The organism is Streptomyces sp. NPDC048172, assembly GCF_043202595.1.
GTDB lineage: Bacteria > Actinomycetota > Actinomycetes > Streptomycetales > Streptomycetaceae > Streptomyces.
In genome coordinates, this window is the sequence record NZ_JBIDAT010000008.1 from 24,979 (window position 1) to 45,873 (window position 20,895).

Sequence of the window (20,895 nt, forward strand, 5' to 3'; positions counted from 1 at the left end):
GCCCGGCCCCCACGCCCCCCACCCCAGACGAGGGGCACCCCTGCTCCTCCCTCCGCCCTGCGAAGCTTGGGAGTTCTGCGCTTCTCCCTCCGCCCCTGCGAAGCTTGGGAAGTCTGCGCAAGGCGCAGGGTTGGCAAGCGCAGCCCCCCACGCCGGGTGCCCCGCGTACAAGAGCCGCGCCCGGGGAGCCCCGGGCTGTGCTTCGCGGACTGCCGCCGCGTCGTGGCTTGTCGCGCAGTTCCCCGCGCCCCTAGGGAGAAGGGGCAAGCCCCGAAGTCTTGAACTGCACGGGCCCGTGGCCGCGGAGGGGGTGCCCCCTGCTAGGAGGGGGAGGGGAGGTGGCAGACCGCTTCGACGTTGTTGCCGTCGGGGTCGCGGACGAAGGCGCCGTAGTACGAGGCGTGGTACTCGGGCCAGAGGCGGGGCGCGTGAAGGGACTCGGCCCCGACAGCAAGCGCCGCCGCGTGGAACGCGTCGACCGCCGCCCGATCGGGCGCCGTGAACGCCAGATGGTTCTCCCGCCCCGAAGTGCCGCGAAGCTCTTCGGGGACGGGGCTCACCCAGAAGTTGCCCGGCGCTTCGGTGCCGAAGGAGATGACCTGGCCTCCTTCGAACTCCAGCCAGCGGCGGGCCCCGAGCGGAGCTAGGACCGCGTCGTAGAAACGAGCGCTGGCGGTGACGTCTTCGGCCTGGATTCCGATGTGGTCAAGCATGGGCCCAGCGTTCCACGGCCCACTGACAACGCCGCGTAGCGGAGCGCGGCCAGGCGGGCCAGCTCCGGCGCCGCGCCCAGCACGGGCGCCAGGACGTCGGCGCCCGCCTCCCGCGCGCCCGCCGCGATGCGGTCCGGCAGCAGGCCCGGGGCCAGCACGTACGGCGCGACGGCGACCCGGCGGACGCCGTCCGCGCGCAGCGCGCGGACGGCGTCCGCCGTGCGGGGAAGTGCCGCGGAGGCGAACGCGGGCCGCACGGCGCACCAACCGGTGGTGCGCCGCCACTCCCGCGCGACTTCAGCGATCACCGCGATCGCCTCCGGGTCTGAGGAACCCGCCGAGGCCAGGACGATCCCCGTGGAGGGGGCCTGGCGCGGGTCGAGGCCCGTCTGCCGCAGCCGCCGTTCCAGCGCGGCGGTGAGCAGCGGGTGGGGGCCGAGGACGTCGGCCTGGCGCACGGTGGCGCCGGGCAGCCGCGCGGCGGCGTCGGCGAGCACCGCGGGGATGTCCGTCTTGGCGTGGAAGGCCCGGGTGAGGAGGAGAGGGAGGGCGACGATCTCCCGCGCGCCCTCCTCGTACAGCCGTTCCAGCGCGGTGGGGACCGTCGGCGCGTCGAAGTCGAGGAAGCCCGCCTCCACCCGGACACCCGGCAGCAGCACACGCACGCGGGCGCACAGCGCCCCGACGGTCGCGGCGTGCCGCGGGTCGCGGCTGCCGTGCGCGACGAGGAGGAGGGCGGGAGGCGGGGCGGACATCAGCGCAGCAGTCCCCGGGCGCGCAGCACGCGGCGCTCTACCGGCGCGAAGATGAGCAGCTCGATGCCGATGCCGACGAGCAGGATCAGCAGGATCGCGCCGAGTACCAGCGGCATGTCCTGGTACGAGCGCCCGGTCTCCAGCAACTGGCCGAGACCCGCGCCCAGTTCGGGCGAGGTCGCGATGAGTTCGGCTGCCATCAGCGAGCGCCAGGAGAACGCCCAGCCCTGCTTGAGGCCCGCGATGTAGCCCGGCAGGGCGGCGGGGAGCAGCACGTGCCAGATTCCGCGCAGGCCCGTGGCGCCGATGACCTTCCCGGCGCGCAGATGCAGCGGGTCGATGCGGTCGACCCCGGCCACCAGCCCGTTCGCGATCGAGGGGACGGCGCCGAGCAGCACCACCGCGTAGATCGTGGCGTCCGTCAGCCCGAACCAGATGATCGCCGCCGGGACCCAGGCCACCGAGGGCAGCGACTGGAGCCCGGAGAGGATCGGCCCGATCGCGGCCCGTACGGGGGCGACGCGGGCCACCAGCAGGCCGAGCGGGGTGCCGATGGCGAGCGCGACGAGGAAGCCGAGCGCGCCGCGCGAGACGCTCTGCCAGATGATGTCGAGGATCGTGCCCTTGTACCACTCCTCGGCCAGCGCGTCCCACACCATCAGCGGGCCCGGCAGCTGGTAGTCCGGCTTCAGGTCCAGCGCGAACGCGAGCTGCCACAGGCCCAGCACGAGGACGACCGCGACGAGGGGCGGCAGCGCCTTCTTGCGGAGCACCTGGGCGAGGGGCGGGCGGGCGGAGGCGCGGGTGTCGAGGGCGTCGAGCCCGGCCTCCAGGCCCGCGAGGTCGCCACCCGCCGGGGCCTTGAGCGGTTCCTCGGCGGCGGTCTCCGTACTAGTGCTGGCCATGTCGGCGGATCTCCCCCCTGAGCTGTTCCGTGATCTCCACCGAGAGGCGCGCCACGTCGGCGTCCTCGATACGGCGCGGCTGCGGGATGTCCACGTCCCACTCGCGCGCGATGCGCCCGGGGCGGGAGGAGAGCAGCACGACGCGCTGCGCGAGCCGTACGGCCTCGCGCACGTTGTGCGTGACGAAGAGGACCGAGACCTCCGTCTCGGCCCAGATGCGGGTCAGTTCCTCGTGCAGCACGTCGCGGGTGATGGCGTCGAGCGCCGCGAACGGCTCGTCCATCAGCAGCAGTTGGCTGTCCTGCGCGAGCGCCCGCGCGAGGGCCACGCGCTGGCGCATGCCGCCGGACAGTTCGTGCACCCGCTTGCGATGGGCGCCGCTCAGCCGGACCAGCTCCAGCAGCCGTTCGGCCTCGGCGGGCCGTTCGGCCTTGGGCAGTCCGCGCATCTTCAGGGCCAGCTCGATGTTCTTGCCCGCGGTCAGCCACGGGAAGAGCGCGTGCTCCTGGAACATCAGCGCGGGCCGCCCGCCCGGCACGTCGATCTCGCCCGCCGTCGGCGCCTCCAGGCCCGCGACGAGGTTGAGCAGCGTGCTCTTGCCGCAGCCGGAAGCGCCGAGCAGCGTGACGAACTCGCCGGGCGCGACATCGACGCTGATGTCGTCGAGGACCTGCTGCGTGCCGAAGCTCTTCGACACATGGGCGATACGGGCCGAGTAGCGGGCGGACGTGCGCGTGCTGCTGTCGGCGGGTGCCGTCTTCGTCTTCTCAGCGATCGTGGCGCTCATCGGTTCACCTCCAGGTGGCCTGTGCTCACTGTCCGAGCCCCGCGTCGCGGAGCGGGGAGCGGCCCTCGGACTTGAGGACCTTGTTCAGCGGGGTCAGGTCGTAGATCCCGGTCAGGTCCGCCTTCTTCAGCAGCCCTGCCTCGCGGGCGTGGTCGGCCTGGGACTTGAGGGTCGCGGCCAGCGGGTCGTCGGTGACGTCGATCTCGGAGAACGCCGCGTCGAGGACCTTGCCGGGCAGCGGCTTGCCCGCGTCCCGCTGCAGCGCGGTGTTGATGTGCTTCTTGGCCTCGTCCTTGTGCCCGGCGATCCAGGCGTTGGTCTTCACCGAGCCGCGCAGGACCGCCTCGACCACGTCCGGGTGCTTCTTCAGGAAGTCCTGCCTGACCACGAGGTTCGTGGTGACGAACTTGCCGTCCTTCCACAGCTTCTTCTCGTTCAGCAGCCGCTTGCCGCCCTTGCCGACGAGGTTGGAGGCGGTCGGCTCCGGCACCCACGCGCCGTCGATGCCGCCCTGCTGGAAGGTGGTCGGGATCTCCTTGTTGTCCTGCCGCAGCACCGAGGTGTCGCCCTTGCCGGTCTCCGCGTTCACCTTGAGGCCCTTGCCCTTGAGGTAGTTGAGGAGGGCGACGTCCTGGGTGTTGCCGAGCTGCGGGGTGGCGATCTTCTTGCCCTTGAGGTCGTCCACCGACTTCACCTTGTCGGGGTTGACGACGAGCGAGGCGCCGCCCGAGGTGGCCCCGGAGACGATGCGCAGGTTCTTGCCGCCCGACTTCACATAGCCGTTGATGGCGGGGGAGGGGCCGACCCAGGTGAGGTCGACGGCCTTGGCGTTGAGTGCCTCGATCGCGGAGGGGCCCGCGTTGAAGACCTGCGTGGCGACCTTCGTGCCGCCCAGCTCCTTGGCGATGGGGCCGCCGTTCCGGAGGCCGACCAGGGGCGTGGCGTGGGTGACGTTCGGGAAGTAGCCGACCTTCACCTCGTCGAGGCCGTCGACCTTCTTCCCGCCCGCGGCCTTGGGCTCGTTGTCCTCGACGGCCTTCGAGCCGTAGCCGCAGCCCGTCAGGAGCAGCAGCGGGAGAACGGTGAGCGAGGTCAGGGCGGTAACGGTACGGGTGCGGGGCACGGAAGGGTCCTCTCGGATGGACAGGGTCGGTGGGCAGGGGCGGTCAGGGCGAGGGCGCGGGTCACGGCGCGCATCGCCCCACTCCGCCCTGGCCGCTGCCGCGCACACCGCTGCCGATCCGGCCGCCTGTCTGGTCGAAGGTCGAGAAGACCTCTCCGGGGATCCCCATGGCTCAGAAGTCCCAGCCCTCGTCCGAGGGCGGCACCTGGTCGCCGTCCGTGAACGCTTCGCCCGCCATCCCCGCCGTCAGCGTCGATCCGTCCGCCGGGTCGATGAGGAGGAAGGAGCCGGTGCGGCGGGAGGCCGCGTACGGGTCGACGGGCAGCGCCTCGGCGGTACGGATCACGACGCGGCCGATGTCGTTGGCCTCCAGCGCGCCGGGCGCCGGGTGCTGGGAGAGGTCGTCCAGGGTCAGCCGGGAGGGGATCTCCTTGACGATGGCCTTCACGGTGCGGGTGGCGTGCTTGAGCAGTACCCGGTCGCCGGGCTTGAGGGGCCGGTCGTGCAGGTGGCAGACCGTCGCGGTCAGGTCCTGGCTGGGGGTCACGGAGGCGTCGGCGGGGGCGATGAGGTCGCCGCGTGAGATGTCGAGGTCGTCGGCGAGGCGGACGGTGAGCGACTGCGGGGCCCAGGCCAGGTCCACGGACTGGCCCAGCACGTCGAGTGCGGTGATCGTGCTCGTACGCCCGGAGGGCAGGACGGTCACCCGGTCGCCGACCCGCAGCACGCCGGACGCCAACTGGCCAGCGTAGCCGCGGTAGTCGGGCAGTTCGGGGGTCTGCGGGCGGATCACGTACTGCACGGGGAAGCGGGCGACCTCGCCGGTGGGGTCGTGCGTGACCGGCACCGTCTCCAGGTGTTCCAGGACGGTCGGGCCGGAATACCAGGACATGTGCGCGGAGGCGGTCACCACGTTGTCGCCCTCCAGCGCGGAGATCGGGATCGTGGTGACCTCCTCCACGCCCAGCGAGGTCGCGTACGCCGTGAACTCGTCGGCGATCGCGGCGAAGACGGACTCCTGGTAGCCGACCAGGTCCATCTTGTTGACGGCCAGGACCACGTGCGGGACGCGCAGCAGGGCGGCGACGGCGGCGTGGCGGCGGGTCTGTTCGACCACGCCGTTGCGCGCGTCGACGAGGACGACGGCCAGCTCGGAGGTGGAGGCGCCGGTGACCATGTTGCGGGTGTACTGCACATGGCCCGGGGTGTCGGCGAGGATGAACCGGCGGCGGGGGGTGGCGAAGTAGCGGTAGGCGACGTCGATGGTGATGCCCTGCTCGCGCTCGGCGCGCAGCCCGTCGGTCAGCAAAGCGAGGTCGGGGGCCTCCTGGCCCCGGTTGCGGGAGGCGTGCTCGACGGCTTCGAGCTGGTCGGCCAGCACCGACTTGGAGTCGTGCAGCAGCCTGCCGACCAGCGTCGACTTGCCGTCGTCCACGCTCCCGGCGGTCGCGAAGCGCAGCAGGGAGGTGGCCGCCTGGAGGCTTTCGATGTCCGTGGTGGTGCTCGTCATCAGAAATACCCCTCGCGCTTGCGGTCTTCCATGGCGGCCTCGGAGAGCTTGTCGTCGGCCCGGGTCGCGCCGCGCTCGGTGAGGCGCGAGGCGGCGATCTCGGCGATGACCTTCTCGATCGTGTCGGCGTCGGAGTCCACCGCGCCGGTGCAGGACATGTCCCCGACGGTGCGGTAGCGCACCTGGCGGCGCTCGACGCGTTCGCCGTCCTTGGGCCCGCCCCACTCGCCGGGCGCCAGCCACATCCCGGAGCGGGCGAAGACCTCGCGCCGGTGGGCGTAGTAGATGGCGGGCAGCGCGATCTTCTCGCGGGCGATGTACTGCCACACGTCCAGCTCGGTCCAGTTGGAGAGCGGGAAGACGCGCACGTGCTCGCCGGGCGCGTGGCGGCCGTTGTAGAGCTGCCACAGCTCGGGGCGCTGGCGGCGCGGGTCCCAGCCGCCGAACTCGTCGCGCAGCGAGAAGATCCGCTCCTTGGCGCGTGCCTTCTCCTCGTCGCGGCGTCCGCCGCCGAAGACGGCGTCGAAGCGGTTGCCGGTGATCGCGTCCAGCAGCGGCACGGTCTGCAGCGGGTTGCGGGTGCCGTCGGGGCGCTCGCGCAGCTGCCCGCTGTCGATGAACTCCTGTACGGAGGCGACGTACAGCCGCAGTCCGTGCTCGGCGACGGTGCGGTCCCGGTACTCCAGCACCTCGGGGAAGTTGTGCCCGGTGTCCACGTGCAGCAGCCCGAACGGCAGCGGCGCGGGCGCGAACGCCTTCAGCGCCAGATGCAGCATGAGGATCGAGTCCTTGCCGCCCGAGAAGAGGATCACGGGGCGTTCGAACTCCCCGGCCACCTCCCGGAAGATGTGCACCGCCTCCGACTCCAACGCGTCCAGATGGGACAGCGCATAGGGATTGTCGGTGTCCTCCAGTGCCGTGGTCGCCGTACTCACGCGCGTCCCCTCTCGATGAGCAACCGGTGGAGTGCCGTGGCCGACTCCTCGACGCTCTGCTCGTGCGCCTCGATCCGCAGGTCCGGGTCCTCCGGGGCCTCGTACGGGTCGTCCACCCCGGTCAGCCCCGACAGCTCGCCCGCCGCCTGCTTGGCGTACAGCCCCTTCACGTCGCGCTCCGAGCAGACCTCGACGGGCGTCGTGACGTGCACCTCCAGATAGGGGGTGCCCTCCGCGTCGTGCCGCTTGCGTACGGCCTCGCGGCTGTCCGCGTACGGCGCGATGACCGGGACCAGCACCGTCACCCCGTGCGAGGCGAGCAGCTCGGCGACGAAGCCGATGCGCTGGACGTTGGCGTCCCGGTCCGCGCGGGAGAAGCCGAGCCCGGCGGAGAGGAACGTACGGATCTCGTCCCCGTCCAGCACCTCCACCGCGCGCCCCTCGCCGCGCAGCCGCTCCGCGAGCGCGGTCGCGATCGTCGTCTTGCCCGCGCTCGGCAGGCCCGTGAGCCACACGGTGGCGCCGGTCATCTCTCTTCCTTCCCGGCCTGCCATCAGCCGTGCAGCCCGCATTCCGTCTTGTTCCGACCCGCCCAGCGTCCCGCGCGCGCGTCCTCGCCCGCGAGTACGCGGCGCGTGCAGGGGGCGCAGCCGATGGAGGCGTAGCCGTCGGTCAGCAGCGGATTGGTCAGTACGCCGTTCTCCGCGACGTAGGACTCGACGTCCTCCTGCGTCCAGCGCGCGATGGGCGAGACCTTGACCTTCTTGCGCTTCTCGTCCCAGCCGACGACCGGGGTGCCCGCGCGGGTCGGCGACTCGTCGCGGCGCAGGCCCGTCGCCCACGCGTCGTACTCCCGCAGCCCCTCCTCCAGCGGCTGCACCTTGCGCAGCGCGCAGCACAGGTCGGGGTCGCGGTCGTGCAGCTTGGGGCCGTACTGCGCGTCCTGCTGCGCCACCGACTGACGGGGCGTCAGCGTGATCACCTCCACGTCCATGACGGCCTCCACCGCGTCGCGCGTACCGATCGTCTCGGGGAAGTGATACCCGGTGTCGAGGAAGACGACATGGACGCCCGGGAAGGCGCGGGACGCCAGATGGGCGACGACGGCGTCCTCCATGGAGGAGGTGACGCAGAACCGGTGCCCGAAGGTGTCGGCGGCCCAGCGCAGCACGTCCACCGCGTCCGCGTCCTCCAGCTCCCGGCCCGCCGCCTCGGCGAGCTCCTTGAGCTCGGCGGGAGAGCGCTGCTCTTGTATGTGTGCGGTGCTCATGAGGTGGTGGGGTCCTCTCCGTCGATGGCCGCCGGGCGCAGACCGGCGGCGAGCAGGCCGAGGAACTTCAGCCGGAACGCCCGGTTGCAGGCGGCGCACTCCCACGCGCCATGGCCCTCCTCCGAGGGCCGCAGATCCTCGTCGCCGCAGTAGGGGCAGTAGAACGGCGCGGCGCGCTCGCTCATTTCAGCTCCCCCTCATCGGCCCGCGCGGCCCACTGCGCGAAGCGCTCGCCGTCCTCGCGCTGCTCCTCGAAGCGGCGCAGCACGCGCTCGACGTAGTCGGGCAGTTCGTCGGCGGTGACCTTCAGGCCGCGCACCTTGCGGCCGAAGCCGGGCTCCAGGCCGAGGGAGCCGCCCAGGTGCACCTGGTAGCCCTCGACCTGCTCGCCCTCGGCGTTCGTCACGAGCTGGCCCTTGAGGCCGATGTCCGCGGTCTGGATACGGGCGCAGGAGTTCGGGCAGCCGTTCAGGTTGATGGTGACGGGCTGGTCGAAGTCCGGGAGCCTGCGCTCCATCTCGTCGATCAGCCAGGAGCCGCGGCCCTTGGTCTCCACGATCGCCAGCTTGCAGAACTCGATGCCGGTGCAGGCCATCGTGCCGCGCCGGAAGGGGGAGGGCCGCGCGCTGAGATCCAGCGACTCCAGGCCCTCGATCAGCGGATCGACCTGGTCCTCTGCCACGTCCAGGACGAGCATCTTCTGCTCGGCCGTCGTACGGACGCGGCCCGATCCGTGCGCCTCCGCGAGGTCGGCGATCTTGCTGAGGGTCGCGCCGTCGACCCGGCCCACGCGGGGGGCGAAGCCGACGTAGTAGTTGCCGTCCTTCTGCTGGTGCACGCCGATGTGGTCGCGCCACTCGTGCACCGGCTTCTCGGGCGCCGGCCCGTCGGCCATCTTCCGCAGCAGGTACTCGTCCTCCAGCACCTGCCGGAACTTCTCGGGGCCCCAGTCGGCGACCAGGTACTTCAGCCGGGCGCGGTTGCGCAGGCGGCGGTAGCCGTAGTCCCGGAAGATCGCGACGACGCCCTCGTGCACGTCCGGCACGTCCTCGATCGGCACCCAGGCGCCCAGCCGTACGCCGATCTTGGGGTTCGTGGAGAGCCCGCCGCCGACCCAGACGTCGAAGCCGGGCCCGTACTCCGGGTGGTCGACGCCGACGAACGCCACGTCGTTGATCTCATGCGTGACATCCATGTGCGGGGACCCGGACACGGCCGTCTTGAACTTGCGGGGCAGGTTCGAATAGGCCGGATTGCCGATGACGCGGCGGTGGATCTCCTCGATCGCCGGCGTCCCGTCGATGATCTCGTCCTGGGCGATCCCCGCGACGGGCGAGCCGAGAATGACGCGCGGCACGTCGCCGCACGCCTCGGTCGTCGAGAGCCCCACGCCCTCCAGCCGCCGCCAGATCTCCGGCACGTCCTCGATACGGATCCAGTGGTACTGGACGTTCTGCCGGTCGGTGATGTCGGCGGTGCCGCGCGCGAACTCCTGCGAGATGTCGCCGACCGTCCGCAACTGCCGGGTCGTCAGCGCCCCGCCGTCGATACGGACGCGCATCATGAAGTACTCGTCGTCCAGCTCCTCGGGCGCGAGCACGGCCGTCTTGCCGCCGCTGATCCCGGGCTTCCGCTGGGTGTAGAGGCCCCACCAGCGCATACGGCCGCGCAGGTCCGAGCCGTCGATCGAGTCGAAGCCGCGGTGCGCGTAGATCGTCTCAATGCGTGTCCGCACGTTGAGACCGTCGTCGTCCTTCTTGTTCTGCTCGTTGGCGTTGAGCGGGGTGAAGTGACCAGCGGCCCACTGCCCTTCGCCGCGGTGGCGGCCTGCCTTTGCCTTGCGGCGGGCGGGAGGTGCGGGGCGCTCGGAGGTGTCGGCCATGACGGGAGATCCTTCGGGCAGGGCGAACGGGCCTGTACGCAGGCGGAGTTGACGCGCGTGAGCGGGATCCGCCCGCGACGATGGGGGCGGCCGTGGCTCAGCGGAGAGGAGCCGTTGACGAACGACTCAGGGAAACGGCGGTGCTGTGACTGTCAGCCCGCCGGACAGATGGCGCTGGACACGCGAACGAGGTCGACGTGACGTCGACTCACCAAGGCGATTCCGGCGCGAGACATGCGGGAAGCGTGGCATGTGCTGCCGTGCCTGGTCCACCGTCTTCCACACTCTGGACGTCAACGTCTTAAAGACTGAGACCACGCAGGTCTCAGCTGCCCTTCCCACCCCCCCACTGAGCTTGGGAAGTCTGCTCCCTCCGCCCCACAGCGCTTGGGAAGTCTGCGCAAGGCGCAGGGTTGGCAAGCGCAGCCCCCTGCGCCGGGTGTCCCGCGTAACGGGGCCGGGTTCGGGGTGCCCCGGGCTGTGGTTCGCGGGCTGCCGCCGCGTCGTGGCTTGTCGCGCAGTTCCCCGCGCCCCTTAGGGCAAAGGGGCAAGCCCCGAAGTCTTGAACCGCGCAGGGCCGTGTCCCTGGAAGGGGGGTCTGTCAGTCTGTGAGGCCTGTTGTGCGGAGGGTGAGGTTGAGGCGGCCGGAGAGGGCTAGGGCGGGCGGGGCCGTGTGGGGGTGGACCTTCGGGACACCGTGGTACGCGAAGCGGGACTCACCGCCGAAGACGAAGAGGTCGCCGGAGAGCAGCTCGACGTCGGTCCAGGGCCGCGTCCGCGTTTCAGGGTTGCCGAAGCGGAAGACGCAGGAGTCGCCGACCGTCAAGGAGACCACGGGCGCGGGGGAGCGCTCGTCCTTGTCCTGGTGCATGCCCATCCTCGCGGCCGCGTCATAGAAGTTGATCAGCGCGGTGTCCGGCGCGTACGCCGCGCCCGCCGCCGGGTCCTCGTACGCGTCGGCGACCGCCCGCCGCCCCCACTCCGCGAGCCACGCGGGGAAGGGGGCGACGTGCGCCCCGTTCACGTCGTCGGCGGTACGGGTGTAGGCGTACGGCTTCCAGTGCCAGCCCAGGCAGACCGTGCGGACCGACATGACTCCGCCGCGCGGCAGCCGGGTGTGGCGCATCGGGACCGGGCCCGTCGCCCACGCGCGGCACGCCTCGACGAGCTGTCGCTGCGCGTCGGGGCCGAGCCAGCCCGGCACATGGACGGCGCCGGGGGCGACGACCGTACGGGGGCGGGGGAGCAGGGCGTCCATCAGCCCCTCCTCCTCATCCGAGGGGGCCCGCGCCGGGCCAGGGGCCGGGGTGGGTGATGTCGGGCTCGTGGCCCTCCTCGACGCGGTGGACGCGGAAGCCGCGCCGCTCGTAGTTGGCCCGCGCGTACGGCCCGTCCTTGCTGCACGTGTGCACCCATACGCGCTTGACCTCGGGGAATCCGTCCCAGCGCGTCGCCAGGTCCCAGGCGCGGGCCGTGCCGTGGGAGAGGAGGTGGCCGCCTATGCCCCGGCCGCGGAAGGCGGGGAGCAGGCCGAAGTAGCTGATCTCGCTGACGCCCTCGGTCGCGCCGTCGAGCTCGATGAACCCGGCGGGGGTCCCGTCCTCGTAGGCGACCCAGGTCTCGACGCCGGGCCGTTCCAGGAACTCCCGCCAGCGCGCGTACGTCCAGGGGAGCCGGTCCGTCCAGGTCACGTCGGTGCCGACGGAGGCGTAGAGGAAGCGGCTGAACTCGGGGCTGGGTGTTCCGGCCCGTTCGATCCGGATTCCGGACGTCTCGTCCGGGATGTGGGCGGGGGTCAGATCGTCGGGGGACGTCTGCTCCAGGTACCAGGTCGTCACGGGCACGGTGTCGTTCATACGTCCAGTTCATCACGGCGCACCACGGCCGGGTCCCGGCGATCGTCCCGGCGATCGTCCCGTCGATCACTCCTGCTAATGGCAGCCATGCGGAATCCGTCGTTGATCGGCCCTCAGGGCTGCACGAGGCTCGTTCCCGAGCGACAACCGACATCCCATGATCGCCTGAGAAGAGCCCGGCCTTGGCACCTGATCCGAACACCGTCCACCCGCTGCCCGCGCACGAGCGCGTGGTGTTCCTCAAGCCCCTTGTCTCCTCGCCGAACATCTCCGTCGGCGAGTACACGTACTACGACGACCCCGAGGGCGCCACGGAGTTCGAGCACCGCAACGTGCTCTACGCGTACGGGCCCGAGCGCCTGGTCATCGGCCGGTACTGCGCGCTCGCCGCGGGCGTCCGCTTCCTGATGGCGGGTGCCGAGCACCCGACGATGGGTGTGTCCACATACCCGTTCACGATGTTCGGCGGCCGGTGGGCGGAGGAGACGCTCGACCTCGTCACGTCCATGCCCAGCCGCGGGGACACGGTCGTCGGCAACGACGTCTGGCTCGGGCACCGGGTGACCGTCATGCCCGGCGTGCGGATCGGCGACGGCGCGATCGTCGCGGCCGGGACCGTGGTGACCGCGGACGTGCCCCCGTACACGATCGTCGGCGGCAACCCCGCGCGGGCGATCCGGCAGCGCTTCTCCGACGCCGATGTCGCACGGCTCCTGGAGATCGCGTGGTGGGACTGGCCCGCCGAGCGCGTCACCGAGCACGCCCGCACCCTCATGGGCGGCGGCCCCGAGGAGATCGCCCGGGTCGCCGCCGCGTCCCGCGAGGAGGACGGCCGATGAGCGGGCCCCAGTTCCAGTCCCAGTCCCAGTCCAAGCCCCAGTTCACGCTCGACGTGCGCACCGTGTCCGACGGTGAGGCCGGGCCGTACGCCCTGACCACCGGGCCCGACGGCGCCCTGTGGTTCACGCTGGTCCACGCGGGGCGGATCGGCAGGCTGGTCCCGGGCGGCGAGGTCACGAGCCACCGGCTCGACCCCGCGAGCGGGCCGACCGTCATCACGCCGGGCCCGGACGGCGCGCTGTGGTTCACCGAGTACCGGGCGCACCGGATCGGGCGGATCACCACGGACGGCGCGGTCAGCGGCTTCGCGCTGCCGACCCCCGAGTGCGGTCCCTTCGGGATCGCGGCGGGTCCGGACGGCGCGCTGTGGTTCACCGAGACCGCGGCGGACAGGATCGGGCGGATCACGGTCGACGGGGACGTCACCGAGTTCCCGCTCCCGGTCGCGGGCGCCTTCCCCTCCGCGATCGCCGCGGGCGGCGACGGCGGCATGTGGTTCGCGCTCAACCAGGCGAACGCGCTCGGGCGGATCGGCATGGACGGCGCCGTCGAGCTCCACCCGCTGCCGACCCCGGACGCGGCTCCTGTGGGCGTCGCGGCGGGCCCCGACGGGGCCGTCTGGTTCGTGGAGATCGCCGCGGGCCAGGTCGGGCGGCGCACGCCCGACGGGAAGATCACCGAGTTCCCGCTGCCCGACCGCGCCGCGCGCCCGCACGCCGTGACCGTCGCGGACGACGGCACCGCGTGGTTCACCGAGTGGGGCGGCAACCGCGTCGGCTCGGTCACCCCGAACGGTGCCGTCGCCACCTACGACCTGCCCGTGCCCCGCTCCGAGCCGCACGGCATCGCCGTCGGTCCCGACGGCGCGCTGTGGGCGGCGCTGGAGACCGGCGACCTCGTCCGCGTCGCCCCCGCTTGAAGCCCGCCCTCACTCAGTCAGTACCTTTTCCGCCCTTTTCGGCACCTTGTCATGTCTTGAGAGGACCCTCATGAAATTCGCGCTCGTGATCTTCGAGACCGACGCCTCCCGCCGCCGCATCCAGGACGACCGAGAGGCCTACCGCAAGGAGTACGAGACCTGGATCGGCACCCTCGCCGCGGACGGCAAGCTGGTCGGCGGCGAGGCGCTGGAGACCGAGAGGCAGGGCCCCGTGACCGTCCGTACGGGACTCGACGGCGCGTCGGAGGTGACCGAGGGGCCCGCGTACGGCGGTAAGGAGACGCTCGGCGGCTGGTTCCTGGTCGAGGTCGCCGACCGCGCGGAGGCCGTCGAGCTGGCCAGGAGCCTGCCGACACCGGAGACGATCGAGGTCCGCCCGGTCCTCGAATCCGCCTGAGTCGGGCGCGGGGCCCGCGACAGGCGCGGGGCTCGCGTCAGGGGCGGGGCTCGCGTCAGTCGCGGGGGCCCGCGTCAAGCCCTTCGCATGCGCAGGCCGCGTACGCGGTTGAGGGCCGCGGCGATCTCGTAGCGCCGGGGGACCGCGAAGTCCTCGTCGCGCACGGCGAGGAGCGCGGCCGTCGTCAGCTCCTCGCCGAGCAGGTCGAGTCCGGCGGCGAGGGTGCGTTCGCCGTCCACGTGGCCCCGGCGCACCGCGAGTTCGAGGGCGAGGCCGATCCCCGTGACCTGCCGGGGGTCGGCGATCTGCTCGACCGCGCGCAGGTCCACCTCGTGGTCGCCGAAGGAGAGGACGTCCTCGCCGCGCGCCCGGATGCGGGGGCGTCCGCGCACCTCCGCGTCGAGCGAGGACGGCACGGGGACGCGCGGGACGACGCCGGGGAACGACTCGGCCTCGGCCCGCCGCCCCGTCGGTACGGACGCGATCTCCCGGGCCCGCTCCGTCACGTCCGACGGCCGGTAGGCGTCCATCATCAGCACCCGGTCGGCGACCTCCAGATAGTCCCCGGAGCCGCCCATCACCAGGACCGTGGAGACGCCGTGGTCGCGGTGGAGGGAGCGGATGGAGTCCACGAGCGGGGTCAGCGGCTCGCGCTCCTTGGCGACGAGGGCCTGCATCCGCGCGTCGCGGATCATCAGGTTCGTCGCGGCCGTGTCCTCGTCGATGAGCAGCACCCTGGCGCCCGCCTCGACGGCCTCGCACAGGGACGCGGCCTGCGAGGTCGAGCCGGAGGCGTTCTCGGTGGAGAAGTCGGAGGTGTCGGAGCCGTCGGGGAGGTGGTCGACGAACGCGTGCACGTCCACGCGCTCCACGCGCCGCCCGTCCTCCGCGCGCAGCTTCACCGTCTCCGGGCGGGCGACGACCAACTCCCGTCCGTCCCCCGGAACGTGGTCCCAGATGCCGGACTCCAGCGCCCGCAGCAGCGTCGACTTCCCGTGGAAGCCGCCGCCCACGACCAGGCTCACGCCCTCCGGCAGCCCCATGCCCGACACCGGCCCCGCGTGCGGCAGTTCGACGGTGACGCGCAGCGCGTCCGGCGAGGCGAACGGGATCACGCCGCCGCCCGTCGCGGGCCGGTCGTCCACCCCGCTGCGGCGCGGCAGCACGGCGCCGTCCGCGACGAAGCCGACGAGGCCCAGCCCCGGCAGCGCGTCGCGCAGCGCGACCGAGTCCTCGACGGTCTCGACGAAGCGCCGCACGGCCTCCGCGTCCTTCGTGCCCTCCGTGCCCTCCGCGCCCGACGGGGCGTGGCGCAGCGTCCGTTCGGCCGCCTCCGGCAGCACCCGGGTCAGCAGCCGCTGGGCCTCGCGCCCGTCGATCCGCCGCCCGTGGCCCGGCAGCGCGGCGCCCAGCCGCAGCGTGACCGAGCCGTCCTCCGCGTCGACGGTGCACGAACTGCGGTCCAGCACCTCCTGTCCGCCCGCGTCCACACGCAGCGCCTTCTCGCCGCGCAGCGCGCCCGCCGCCCGCCGCGCCAGATACGAGGCGAGAGCGCGGCGCCGTACGGCCGTCGCCCACAACTCCTCGGGGAACCCGGCGAGTTCGCCGGGCACGCGCACGGCCACGCGCGCGGGCGGCGCGTACGGGTCGGACTGCGCGCGCACCAGCTCCAGCGAGACACCGCCGGGGCCGCCGGGCAGCTCCCAGCGGCCGACGAGGCCCTTGTACCGCCCGTACTGGGCGCCTTCGAGCGCGCCCAGCTCCTCGGCGAGCCCGCTCCTGGGACCACGGGGCGCGTGCGGGCGCTCGTCGTGCGAGGTGCGGGCCCGGCGCTCGCCGTTCGGCCGGCCGCCGTACGGGCGTCCGCCGCCCCGCCTGTGCCCTCCGGACCGTTCACGCACGCTGCTTCCCGCCTTCCTCTCGTGTTTCCTGGCCCGCCCATTCTGGCCCCCGCCGCCCCCCGTACGCTCGTCGCCGTGACAGATGTGCTCGTGGTGCAGAACACGCCGACCGGCGGGCCCGGAAGGGTCGGCGAGGTCCTCGCGGAGACCGGCCTCACGGTGGAGGTCACGCACGCGTACGAGGGACAGCCGGTGCCCCGGAAGGTGGAGCACGGCGCGGTGGTCGTGCTGGGCGGCGGCTACCTGCCCGACGAGGACGCGCGGGCGCCCTGGCTCGCGGACCTCCGGGCGCTGACCACCGACGCGCTTCAGGCGGGCACCCCCGTGCTCGGGATCTGCCTGGGCGGCCAGCTCCTCGCCCATGTGGCGGGCGGCTCGGTCGCGGCCCGGCACGGGCGCCCCGAGGTCGGCAGCACGCCGCTGACCGTACGGCCGGAGGCCGCGCGCGATCCCCTCTTCGGGGCGCTGCCGCCTCGCGTGACGGCCATCGAGAACCATGAGGACCAGATCACCGCGCTGCCGCCGGACGCCGTCTGGCTGATGGAGAGCGCCGACTGCCCCCACCAGGCGTTCCGGGTCGGCGACCGGGCCTGGGGCGTCCAGTTCCACCCCGAGGCCCCACCGTCCCGCCTGCGCGGCTGGGACCTGGACCGCCTGTCGGGACTGGGCCTCGACCACGCCGCCCTCTGCGCCCGTGCAGAGTCCGACGACGCCGAGGCGGCACCCCTCTGGACGTCCCTTGTCCGCCGCTTCGCGGATCTGGTGCCGAGCGGAAGGTAGCCCCGTCAGGGCCGGGTAGGGGCTGCCACTTACGGCCGTCGCGGGCCGCGGGTGCTTCGTGGCCGGTCGCGCAGTTCCCCGCGCCCCTTTGGCCAAAGGGGCGCGGGGAACTGCGCGCTCAGCCACCGCGTGCCCGCAGCCCGCGAAGGCGGAGAGGGGCAGCCCCTACTCGGATCCCGGAACGGGTGCGCCGGAGGGGAGGCCCGCTGCCAGGTACGCCTTGTACCTCGGCTCCCAGTCGAGGGAATCCGAATCTTCGGTACCCAGGAGCCGCGAGGCGAGCGCGGCCAGGCACGCGTCCCAGCCAGCCGCGTTCCGCGCCGCGGCGTCGCGCCGCTCCAGCACATTGACGAGGGTGAGCTCGCACCCACGGTCCCCCGCCGAGCGCAGCGAGAAGTGGAGCTCGTCGTCGCCCCACGCGTACGCGAGACGGTGCGGTGGTTCGTAGGCGAGGACCGTGCCGACGGACAGGTCGTCCTTGATGTTCGGGTCCCCCGCGAACTCGATCTTGCCGCCGACGCGCGGCTCCATCCGCACGTCGGGGGAGGGGAACCAGTGCGCGAGCTCGCCGGGCTCCGTGATCGCCTGCCACAGGCGCTCGACGGAGTGGTCGTAGGTACGGGTGAAACGGACGGCCGGGCGCCCGTCGAAGTCGATGAAGGTACCGAGGTCCATCAGTCTCGCTCCCTTTCGGTGGGGGGTTCGGCGGAATCGGGGGCACGCTCCCGTGCCGTCCGGTCGAGGTGTTCCCCCAGGGCGTCCAGGCGGTCGTTCCACAGCGCCCGGTACGGCGCGAGCCAGCCGTCCAGCTCGGCGAGGGCCTCGGGCACCACCGCGTAGATCCGGTGCTGGGCCCGCTTGGTGACGCGGACGAGCCCGGCCTCGCGCAGCACCCGGAGGTGCTTGGAGACGGTCGGCTGGCTGACGCCCAGCTCCTCGGCCAGCTCGCCCACCGCGCGTGGCTGCCGCCGCAGCGCGTCGAGCAGTGCGCGGCGGTGGCGGTCCGCGAGGGCGGACAGGAGCGTGTCGATCACCCCTCCAATATGCCTCTGCGCGTATATACGCGTCAAGGCATATAGCGAGGGAGCTACGCGAGCATGCCGCCGTCCGCCCGCAGCACCACCCCCGTCACGTACGAGGCCCGGTCGCTCAGCAGCCACGCCGCCGCCTCCGCGATCTCCTCGGGCGCCGCGGCGCGGCCGAGCGGGACGCGTGCGGTGTGCCGGTCGACGGTGCCGGGGACGGCGGCGTCCCAGTCGCGCACCATCTCGGTGAGCGTGAGGCCGGGCGCGAGGGCGTTCACGCGGATGCCCTCGGGGCCGTACGTGGCGGCGGCGGACGCGGTGAGGCTGTTGAGGCCGCGCTTCATCGCGCCGTACGCGGGCAGTTCGGGGTTGGCCATGAGGGCGCCGACGCTGGTGTTGTTGACGATCGCGCCGCGCCCCGCCGTGGCCCGGATCGCGGCGACCTCGGCGACGAGCGCGGCCCAGGGGCCCCTGAGGTTGACGGCGTAGACGTGGTCGAGGTCGTCCTCGCGCACGCCGTCCAGCGGGCCGGGCGGGATGTTCGTCGCGCCGTTGTTGAAGGCGACGTCGAGCCGCCCGTACAGCTCCACGGTCCGCTCGACCGCCGCCCGTACGGCGCCGGTGTCCGCGAGGTCGCAGACGAGGTGCGCCGCGGTGCCGCCCGCCGCCCTGATCTCCTCGGCGACCGACTTGAGCTGGTCCTCCGAGCGGGCCGCGAGCAGCACCTTCGCGCCCTCCCGGGCGAACAGGCGGGCCGCGGCGGCGCCGATGCCGCGCCCCGCGCCGGTGAGGAAGGCGACCTTGCCCGCGAGCATGCCCGGCCGGGGCCGGGCGGGTACGTCGTGTGTCTCCTGTGCGGTGTCCATGAGGGCGAGCCTCCGCCCGCCCCCAGGCCTCATCCAGGCACCGGCGGTACCTGGATACCGTCCGGCACGCAGCCGCACACTGGGGCGCGTGGACAGACGTGAACTGGCCGCCTTCCTGCGCAGCAGGCGAGAGCGGATCGCCCCCGCGGAGGCCGGGCTGCCCGCCGGGCCCCGGCGCCGCACCCCCGGGCTGCGCCGCGAGGAGGTGGCCCAACTCGCCTTCATCTCGGCCGAGTACTACACACGGCTGGAGCAGGCGCGCGCGCCCAGGCCCTCCCGCGAGGTGCTCTCCGGGCTCGCGCGGGCCCTGCGCCTCTCCGACGCCGAGCGCGGCCATCTCCACCACCTCGCGGGCGTGCCCCCGGCCCCCGCGTCCGCGCCCTCGCGGGAGGTGCGCCGCAGCATCCTCGACCTGCTGCACCGGCTGCCGCAGGCCGCCGCGATCGTGCTCTCCGCGACGTACGAGGTGATCGCCTGGAACGCGCTGGCCGCCGCGCTCATGGAGGACTTCTCCGCGCTCCCGCGCCACGACCGCAACCTCGCCCGGCGCGCGTTCCTCGGCCCGAACCTGGCGGGGCGGCGGCTGTACGGGGTCTCCGAGGTGGCCGAGTTCGCCGCCTCCGCCGCCCGCGAGCTGCGCGCGACGGCCGCCCGCTATCCCGACGACCCCGAGGTGGCCGCGCTTGTCGCCGAACTCCGCTCCGGCAGCGAGGAGTTCGCCCGGCTGTGGGACTCGCACGACGTGTCGGTGGCGCCGAGCCTCTGCAAGACCTTCCACCACCCGCTCGTCGGCCGGGTCGCCGTCAGCTGCGACGTCCTGGACATCGCCGACCGCGATCAGCGCGTCGTGATCTACACCCCGGACCCCGGCTCGCCCTCGGAGGAGGCCATGCGGCTGCTCTCCGTCATCGGCACGCAGCGGATGGACGTTCCGGGCTGAGGTGGTGCACGGCGGTCTCCTCGGAGTGCGGGGCGAGCAGCTCGCACAGCTCGTCCGCCGCCGTCTTGAGGAGGTGCCCGTCGTCGGCGGCGCGGAGGGTTTCGAGGACGAACGCGACGTGCGCCGAGTCCTCGGTGACGCGGGTGCGGTGGGCGTCGCGGTGGTTCCAGTGCCGGGTCAGTACGCCGGTGGCGTCCGCGTAGATGATCTCGCCGGGCTTCGGCTGTTCCACGGTCCCGGGCTCGCCGAGCGGCGTGAAGGACTCGGTGCCGTCAGCGGGCCGGATCTCCACGTCGCCCTCGACCCGGTCGAGGTCGAAGGCCCCGGCGGGCAGGCCGTGGCCGACGGAGACGGCGTTGTACGAGTCGACGGCCGGGTTGATGCGCGGCAGCGACCCCTTCTTGGCGAGGCGGCGGCCGAGCGCGTCGACGCTGGGGCGGACGCGGCGCGGGTTGGTGCCGAAGGAGCGGTAGGCGGCGTGCCAGGCCTCGATGCGCGGATCGGTCTCGTCGGCGGGCTGCCAGCTGCCGTCGGCGAGCCGCCGTTCCAGGTCCTCCAGCGCCGCGACGGTCCCGGGCCAGCTCTCGTGGCCGCGCAGCCCGGTGGCGGTGACGACGGCGATGAGCGTGCCGGGGAAGCCGTCGGCGACGGCGGGGGTGAGGCGGAAGGTGGTCATGGGGGTGTTTCCGTTTCCGGTGGTGGTGTCCGTACGGCGGGGGGGGGCGGGGTCTCAGGGCTGCGGCTGCCAGTCGCCGACGCGGTCGAGGCGGCGGCGCTGCTGGCGCGCGGTGGGGACGTCGAGGCCCTCGCCGCGCGCCGTGAGCCGGTCGGCGACGCCCGCGCGGTACGCCTCGGGCTTGTGGTCGTCGTACTTGAACTTGGCCCGTACGTCCGTGACGTCCAGGTGCAGCCCCCGGATGCCGGAGAGCATCCGGCCGTACGGCGGCTGCCCCACGGCGACGGGGGCGTGGTCGCCCTCGGGCTGGAAGTGGGCGAGCTGGCGGCGCAGCAGCTCGGCCTTGGCCTCGGGGTCGTCGACGACCGTGGCGCGGCACGTGAACTGGACGGCCGCGTAATAGCTGGTGGGGACGCCGTCGGTGGGCGGGACACCGTCCTTGGCGCGCCAGGGGCCCGGCACGAAGGCGTAGTCCCCGATGACGGTGAACAGGACGTGCGGGTCGCGCTCGATCGCCGCCCAGACGGGGTTGGGGCGGGCGAGGTGGACCAGGAGCCGGGGCCGGGTGTCCTCGTGCGTGAAGTGGGTGGGGACGACGGAGGGCGGTTCTCCGGGCAGGCCGTTGACGCTCAGCTGGCCGAAGTCGTGGCCCTCGGCGAGCCAGCTCCGCCACTCGGCGTCGTCCAGACCGGCGTCCCACGGGTGTATGAACATGCACTTCTCCTTACAATGGAACGACTGAACCGTACAACGGAATGACCGTGACCGTGAGGGTGAGTGAGAGCGAGTGAGCG

The 20,895-nt window shown here is 72.9% G+C and carries 25 protein-coding genes; 5 read left to right on the forward strand and 20 right to left on the reverse strand.

Annotation, left to right across the window (positions count from 1 at the left end; genetic code table 11):
- Positions 1 to 320: 320 nt before the first annotated feature.
- The 14 genes from ACGF3A_RS31910 to ACGF3A_RS31975 form a co-directional block, all read right to left on the reverse strand.
- Positions 321 to 713, reverse strand: coding sequence for a VOC family protein (locus tag ACGF3A_RS31910; RefSeq protein ID WP_393733888.1), 393 nt, complete (start codon positions 711 to 713; stop codon positions 321 to 323).
- Positions 644 to 1,468 carry a sirohydrochlorin chelatase gene (locus tag ACGF3A_RS31915; RefSeq protein ID WP_393733889.1) on the reverse strand — a complete coding sequence of 275 codons (825 nt, stop codon included), beginning with the start codon at positions 1,466 to 1,468 and terminating at the stop codon, positions 644 to 646. Before ACGF3A_RS31915 ends, ACGF3A_RS31910 begins: the two co-directional genes overlap by 70 nt.
- Positions 1,468 to 2,373, reverse strand: a complete 906-nt coding sequence (locus tag ACGF3A_RS31920) for an ABC transporter permease (RefSeq protein ID WP_393733890.1) — start codon at positions 2,371 to 2,373, stop codon at positions 1,468 to 1,470. The genes ACGF3A_RS31915 and ACGF3A_RS31920 overlap by 1 nt, the downstream gene beginning before the upstream one ends.
- Positions 2,360 to 3,160, reverse strand: coding sequence for an ABC transporter ATP-binding protein (locus ACGF3A_RS31925; RefSeq protein WP_393733891.1), 801 nt, complete (start codon positions 3,158 to 3,160; stop codon positions 2,360 to 2,362). Before ACGF3A_RS31925 ends, ACGF3A_RS31920 begins: the two co-directional genes overlap by 14 nt.
- Before the next feature lie 25 nt (positions 3,161 to 3,185).
- Positions 3,186 to 4,283: an ABC transporter substrate-binding protein gene (locus ACGF3A_RS31930; RefSeq protein ID WP_393733892.1), complete on the reverse strand. Its 1,098-nt coding sequence runs from the start codon at positions 4,281 to 4,283 to the stop codon at positions 3,186 to 3,188.
- Positions 4,284 to 4,455: 172 nt separating this feature from the next.
- Positions 4,456 to 5,793 (reverse strand): sulfate adenylyltransferase subunit 1, encoded by a 1,338-nt coding sequence (locus ACGF3A_RS31935; RefSeq protein ID WP_393733893.1) that lies wholly within the window; start codon positions 5,791 to 5,793, stop codon positions 4,456 to 4,458.
- Positions 5,793 to 6,728, reverse strand: a complete 936-nt coding sequence (gene cysD, locus ACGF3A_RS31940) for a sulfate adenylyltransferase subunit CysD (protein WP_393733894.1) — start codon at positions 6,726 to 6,728, stop codon at positions 5,793 to 5,795. The genes ACGF3A_RS31935 and cysD overlap by 1 nt, the downstream gene beginning before the upstream one ends.
- Positions 6,725 to 7,258 (reverse strand): adenylyl-sulfate kinase, encoded by a 534-nt coding sequence (cysC, locus tag ACGF3A_RS31945; protein WP_393733895.1) that lies wholly within the window; start codon positions 7,256 to 7,258, stop codon positions 6,725 to 6,727. Before cysC ends, cysD begins: the two co-directional genes overlap by 4 nt.
- 23 nt (positions 7,259 to 7,281) lie before the next feature.
- Positions 7,282 to 7,998, reverse strand: coding sequence for a phosphoadenylyl-sulfate reductase (locus ACGF3A_RS31950; RefSeq protein WP_393733896.1), 717 nt, complete (start codon positions 7,996 to 7,998; stop codon positions 7,282 to 7,284).
- On the reverse strand, positions 7,995 to 8,183 hold the full coding sequence (locus ACGF3A_RS31955; protein ID WP_393733897.1) for a hypothetical protein: 189 nt from the start codon (positions 8,181 to 8,183) through the stop codon (positions 7,995 to 7,997). The genes ACGF3A_RS31950 and ACGF3A_RS31955 overlap by 4 nt, the downstream gene beginning before the upstream one ends.
- On the reverse strand, positions 8,180 to 9,880 hold the full coding sequence (locus tag ACGF3A_RS31960) for a nitrite/sulfite reductase (protein WP_393733898.1): 1,701 nt from the start codon (positions 9,878 to 9,880) through the stop codon (positions 8,180 to 8,182). The genes ACGF3A_RS31955 and ACGF3A_RS31960 overlap by 4 nt, the downstream gene beginning before the upstream one ends.
- A gap of 152 nt (positions 9,881 to 10,032) precedes the next feature.
- Positions 10,033 to 10,116: a putative leader peptide gene (locus ACGF3A_RS31965; RefSeq protein ID WP_312000843.1), complete on the reverse strand. Its 84-nt coding sequence runs from the start codon at positions 10,114 to 10,116 to the stop codon at positions 10,033 to 10,035.
- A 365-nt stretch (positions 10,117 to 10,481) separates the two neighbouring features.
- Positions 10,482 to 11,138, reverse strand: coding sequence for an alpha-ketoglutarate-dependent dioxygenase AlkB family protein (locus tag ACGF3A_RS31970; protein ID WP_393733899.1), 657 nt, complete (start codon positions 11,136 to 11,138; stop codon positions 10,482 to 10,484).
- Between the two features lie 13 nt (positions 11,139 to 11,151).
- Positions 11,152 to 11,736 carry a GNAT family N-acetyltransferase gene (locus ACGF3A_RS31975; RefSeq protein ID WP_393733900.1) on the reverse strand — a complete coding sequence of 195 codons (585 nt, stop codon included), beginning with the start codon at positions 11,734 to 11,736 and terminating at the stop codon, positions 11,152 to 11,154.
- Between the two features lie 182 nt (positions 11,737 to 11,918).
- On the opposite strand from ACGF3A_RS31975, the gene ACGF3A_RS31980 reads away from it, so the two are divergent.
- From ACGF3A_RS31980 to ACGF3A_RS31990, 3 genes are all read left to right on the forward strand, one after another.
- Entirely contained in the window at positions 11,919 to 12,575 is a 657-nt protein-coding gene (locus ACGF3A_RS31980) for a CatB-related O-acetyltransferase (RefSeq protein ID WP_393733901.1), read from the forward strand.
- Complete coding sequence (locus ACGF3A_RS31985; protein WP_393733902.1) at positions 12,572 to 13,495, forward strand: virginiamycin B lyase; 924 nt, start codon at positions 12,572 to 12,574, stop codon at positions 13,493 to 13,495. The genes ACGF3A_RS31980 and ACGF3A_RS31985 overlap by 4 nt, the downstream gene beginning before the upstream one ends.
- Before the next feature lie 70 nt (positions 13,496 to 13,565).
- Positions 13,566 to 13,913, forward strand: a complete 348-nt coding sequence (locus tag ACGF3A_RS31990) for a YciI family protein (RefSeq protein ID WP_393733903.1) — start codon at positions 13,566 to 13,568, stop codon at positions 13,911 to 13,913.
- A 74-nt stretch (positions 13,914 to 13,987) separates the two neighbouring features.
- Here ACGF3A_RS31990 and ACGF3A_RS31995 read toward each other — a convergent pair whose 3' ends face one another.
- Positions 13,988 to 15,814: a P-loop domain-containing protein gene (locus tag ACGF3A_RS31995; protein ID WP_393733904.1), complete on the reverse strand. Its 1,827-nt coding sequence runs from the start codon at positions 15,812 to 15,814 to the stop codon at positions 13,988 to 13,990.
- A gap of 75 nt (positions 15,815 to 15,889) precedes the next feature.
- Between ACGF3A_RS31995 and ACGF3A_RS32000 the strand changes: the two genes are divergently transcribed.
- Complete coding sequence (locus ACGF3A_RS32000) at positions 15,890 to 16,594, forward strand: type 1 glutamine amidotransferase (RefSeq protein ID WP_393733905.1); 705 nt, start codon at positions 15,890 to 15,892, stop codon at positions 16,592 to 16,594.
- Positions 16,595 to 16,759: 165 nt separating this feature from the next.
- Here the strand turns inward: ACGF3A_RS32000 and ACGF3A_RS32005 are convergent, their stop codons facing one another.
- From ACGF3A_RS32005 to ACGF3A_RS32015, 3 genes are read right to left on the reverse strand one after another with little or no spacing between them, the layout of a single operon-like run.
- A complete protein-coding gene (locus tag ACGF3A_RS32005) occupies positions 16,760 to 17,269 on the reverse strand; it encodes an SRPBCC family protein (RefSeq protein WP_393733906.1) in 510 nt (169 codons plus the stop codon).
- The gene (locus ACGF3A_RS32010) at positions 17,269 to 17,628 is read right to left on the reverse strand and encodes an ArsR/SmtB family transcription factor (protein WP_393733907.1); all 360 of its coding nucleotides are present in this window, start codon (positions 17,626 to 17,628) and stop codon (positions 17,269 to 17,271) included. Before ACGF3A_RS32010 ends, ACGF3A_RS32005 begins: the two co-directional genes overlap by 1 nt.
- A gap of 53 nt (positions 17,629 to 17,681) precedes the next feature.
- On the reverse strand, positions 17,682 to 18,485 hold the full coding sequence (locus tag ACGF3A_RS32015; protein WP_393733908.1) for an SDR family NAD(P)-dependent oxidoreductase: 804 nt from the start codon (positions 18,483 to 18,485) through the stop codon (positions 17,682 to 17,684).
- An 88-nt stretch (positions 18,486 to 18,573) separates the two neighbouring features.
- Between ACGF3A_RS32015 and ACGF3A_RS32020 the strand changes: the two genes are divergently transcribed.
- Positions 18,574 to 19,425, forward strand: a complete 852-nt coding sequence (locus ACGF3A_RS32020) for a helix-turn-helix transcriptional regulator (protein WP_393733909.1) — start codon at positions 18,574 to 18,576, stop codon at positions 19,423 to 19,425.
- Here the strand turns inward: ACGF3A_RS32020 and ACGF3A_RS32025 are convergent.
- Together ACGF3A_RS32025 and ACGF3A_RS32030 are read right to left on the reverse strand one after the other, a co-directional pair.
- Positions 19,391 to 20,101, reverse strand: coding sequence for a B3/4 domain-containing protein (locus ACGF3A_RS32025; RefSeq protein WP_393733910.1), 711 nt, complete (start codon positions 20,099 to 20,101; stop codon positions 19,391 to 19,393). The genes ACGF3A_RS32020 and ACGF3A_RS32025 overlap by 35 nt on opposite strands.
- Positions 20,102 to 20,155: 54 nt before the next feature.
- The gene (locus ACGF3A_RS32030) at positions 20,156 to 20,815 is read right to left on the reverse strand and encodes an FMN-binding negative transcriptional regulator (protein ID WP_393733911.1); all 660 of its coding nucleotides are present in this window, start codon (positions 20,813 to 20,815) and stop codon (positions 20,156 to 20,158) included.
- Between the last annotated feature and the right edge of the window lie 80 nt (positions 20,816 to 20,895).

Coding starts and splice junctions, on each gene's coding strand:
- ACGF3A_RS31910 (WP_393733888.1), bottom strand. CDS start 713: ATGCTTGACCACATCGGAATCCAGGCCGAAGACGTCACCGCCAGCGCT.
- ACGF3A_RS31915 (WP_393733889.1), bottom strand. CDS start 1,468: ATGTCCGCCCCGCCTCCCGCCCTCCTCCTCGTCGCGCACGGCAGCCGC.
- ACGF3A_RS31920 (WP_393733890.1), bottom strand. CDS start 2,373: ATGGCCAGCACTAGTACGGAGACCGCCGCCGAGGAACCGCTCAAGGCC.
- ACGF3A_RS31925 (WP_393733891.1), bottom strand. CDS start 3,160: ATGAGCGCCACGATCGCTGAGAAGACGAAGACGGCACCCGCCGACAGC.
- ACGF3A_RS31935 (WP_393733893.1), bottom strand. CDS start 5,793: ATGACGAGCACCACCACGGACATCGAAAGCCTCCAGGCGGCCACCTCC.
- cysC (WP_393733895.1), bottom strand. CDS start 7,258: ATGACCGGCGCCACCGTGTGGCTCACGGGCCTGCCGAGCGCGGGCAAG.
- ACGF3A_RS31950 (WP_393733896.1), bottom strand. CDS start 7,998: ATGAGCACCGCACACATACAAGAGCAGCGCTCTCCCGCCGAGCTCAAG.
- ACGF3A_RS31955 (WP_393733897.1), bottom strand. CDS start 8,183: ATGAGCGAGCGCGCCGCGCCGTTCTACTGCCCCTACTGCGGCGACGAG.
- ACGF3A_RS31960 (WP_393733898.1), bottom strand. CDS start 9,880: ATGGCCGACACCTCCGAGCGCCCCGCACCTCCCGCCCGCCGCAAGGCA.
- ACGF3A_RS31965 (WP_312000843.1), bottom strand. CDS start 10,116: ATGTCTCGCGCCGGAATCGCCTTGGTGAGTCGACGTCACGTCGACCTC.
- ACGF3A_RS31970 (WP_393733899.1), bottom strand. CDS start 11,138: ATGGACGCCCTGCTCCCCCGCCCCCGTACGGTCGTCGCCCCCGGCGCC.
- ACGF3A_RS31975 (WP_393733900.1), bottom strand. CDS start 11,736: ATGAACGACACCGTGCCCGTGACGACCTGGTACCTGGAGCAGACGTCC.
- ACGF3A_RS31985 (WP_393733902.1), top strand. CDS start 12,572: ATGAGCGGGCCCCAGTTCCAGTCCCAGTCCCAGTCCAAGCCCCAGTTC.
- ACGF3A_RS31990 (WP_393733903.1), top strand. CDS start 13,566: ATGAAATTCGCGCTCGTGATCTTCGAGACCGACGCCTCCCGCCGCCGC.
- ACGF3A_RS32005 (WP_393733906.1), bottom strand. CDS start 17,269: ATGGACCTCGGTACCTTCATCGACTTCGACGGGCGCCCGGCCGTCCGT.
- ACGF3A_RS32015 (WP_393733908.1), bottom strand. CDS start 18,485: ATGGACACCGCACAGGAGACACACGACGTACCCGCCCGGCCCCGGCCG.
- ACGF3A_RS32025 (WP_393733910.1), bottom strand. CDS start 20,101: ATGACCACCTTCCGCCTCACCCCCGCCGTCGCCGACGGCTTCCCCGGC.
- ACGF3A_RS32030 (WP_393733911.1), bottom strand. CDS start 20,815: ATGTTCATACACCCGTGGGACGCCGGTCTGGACGACGCCGAGTGGCGG.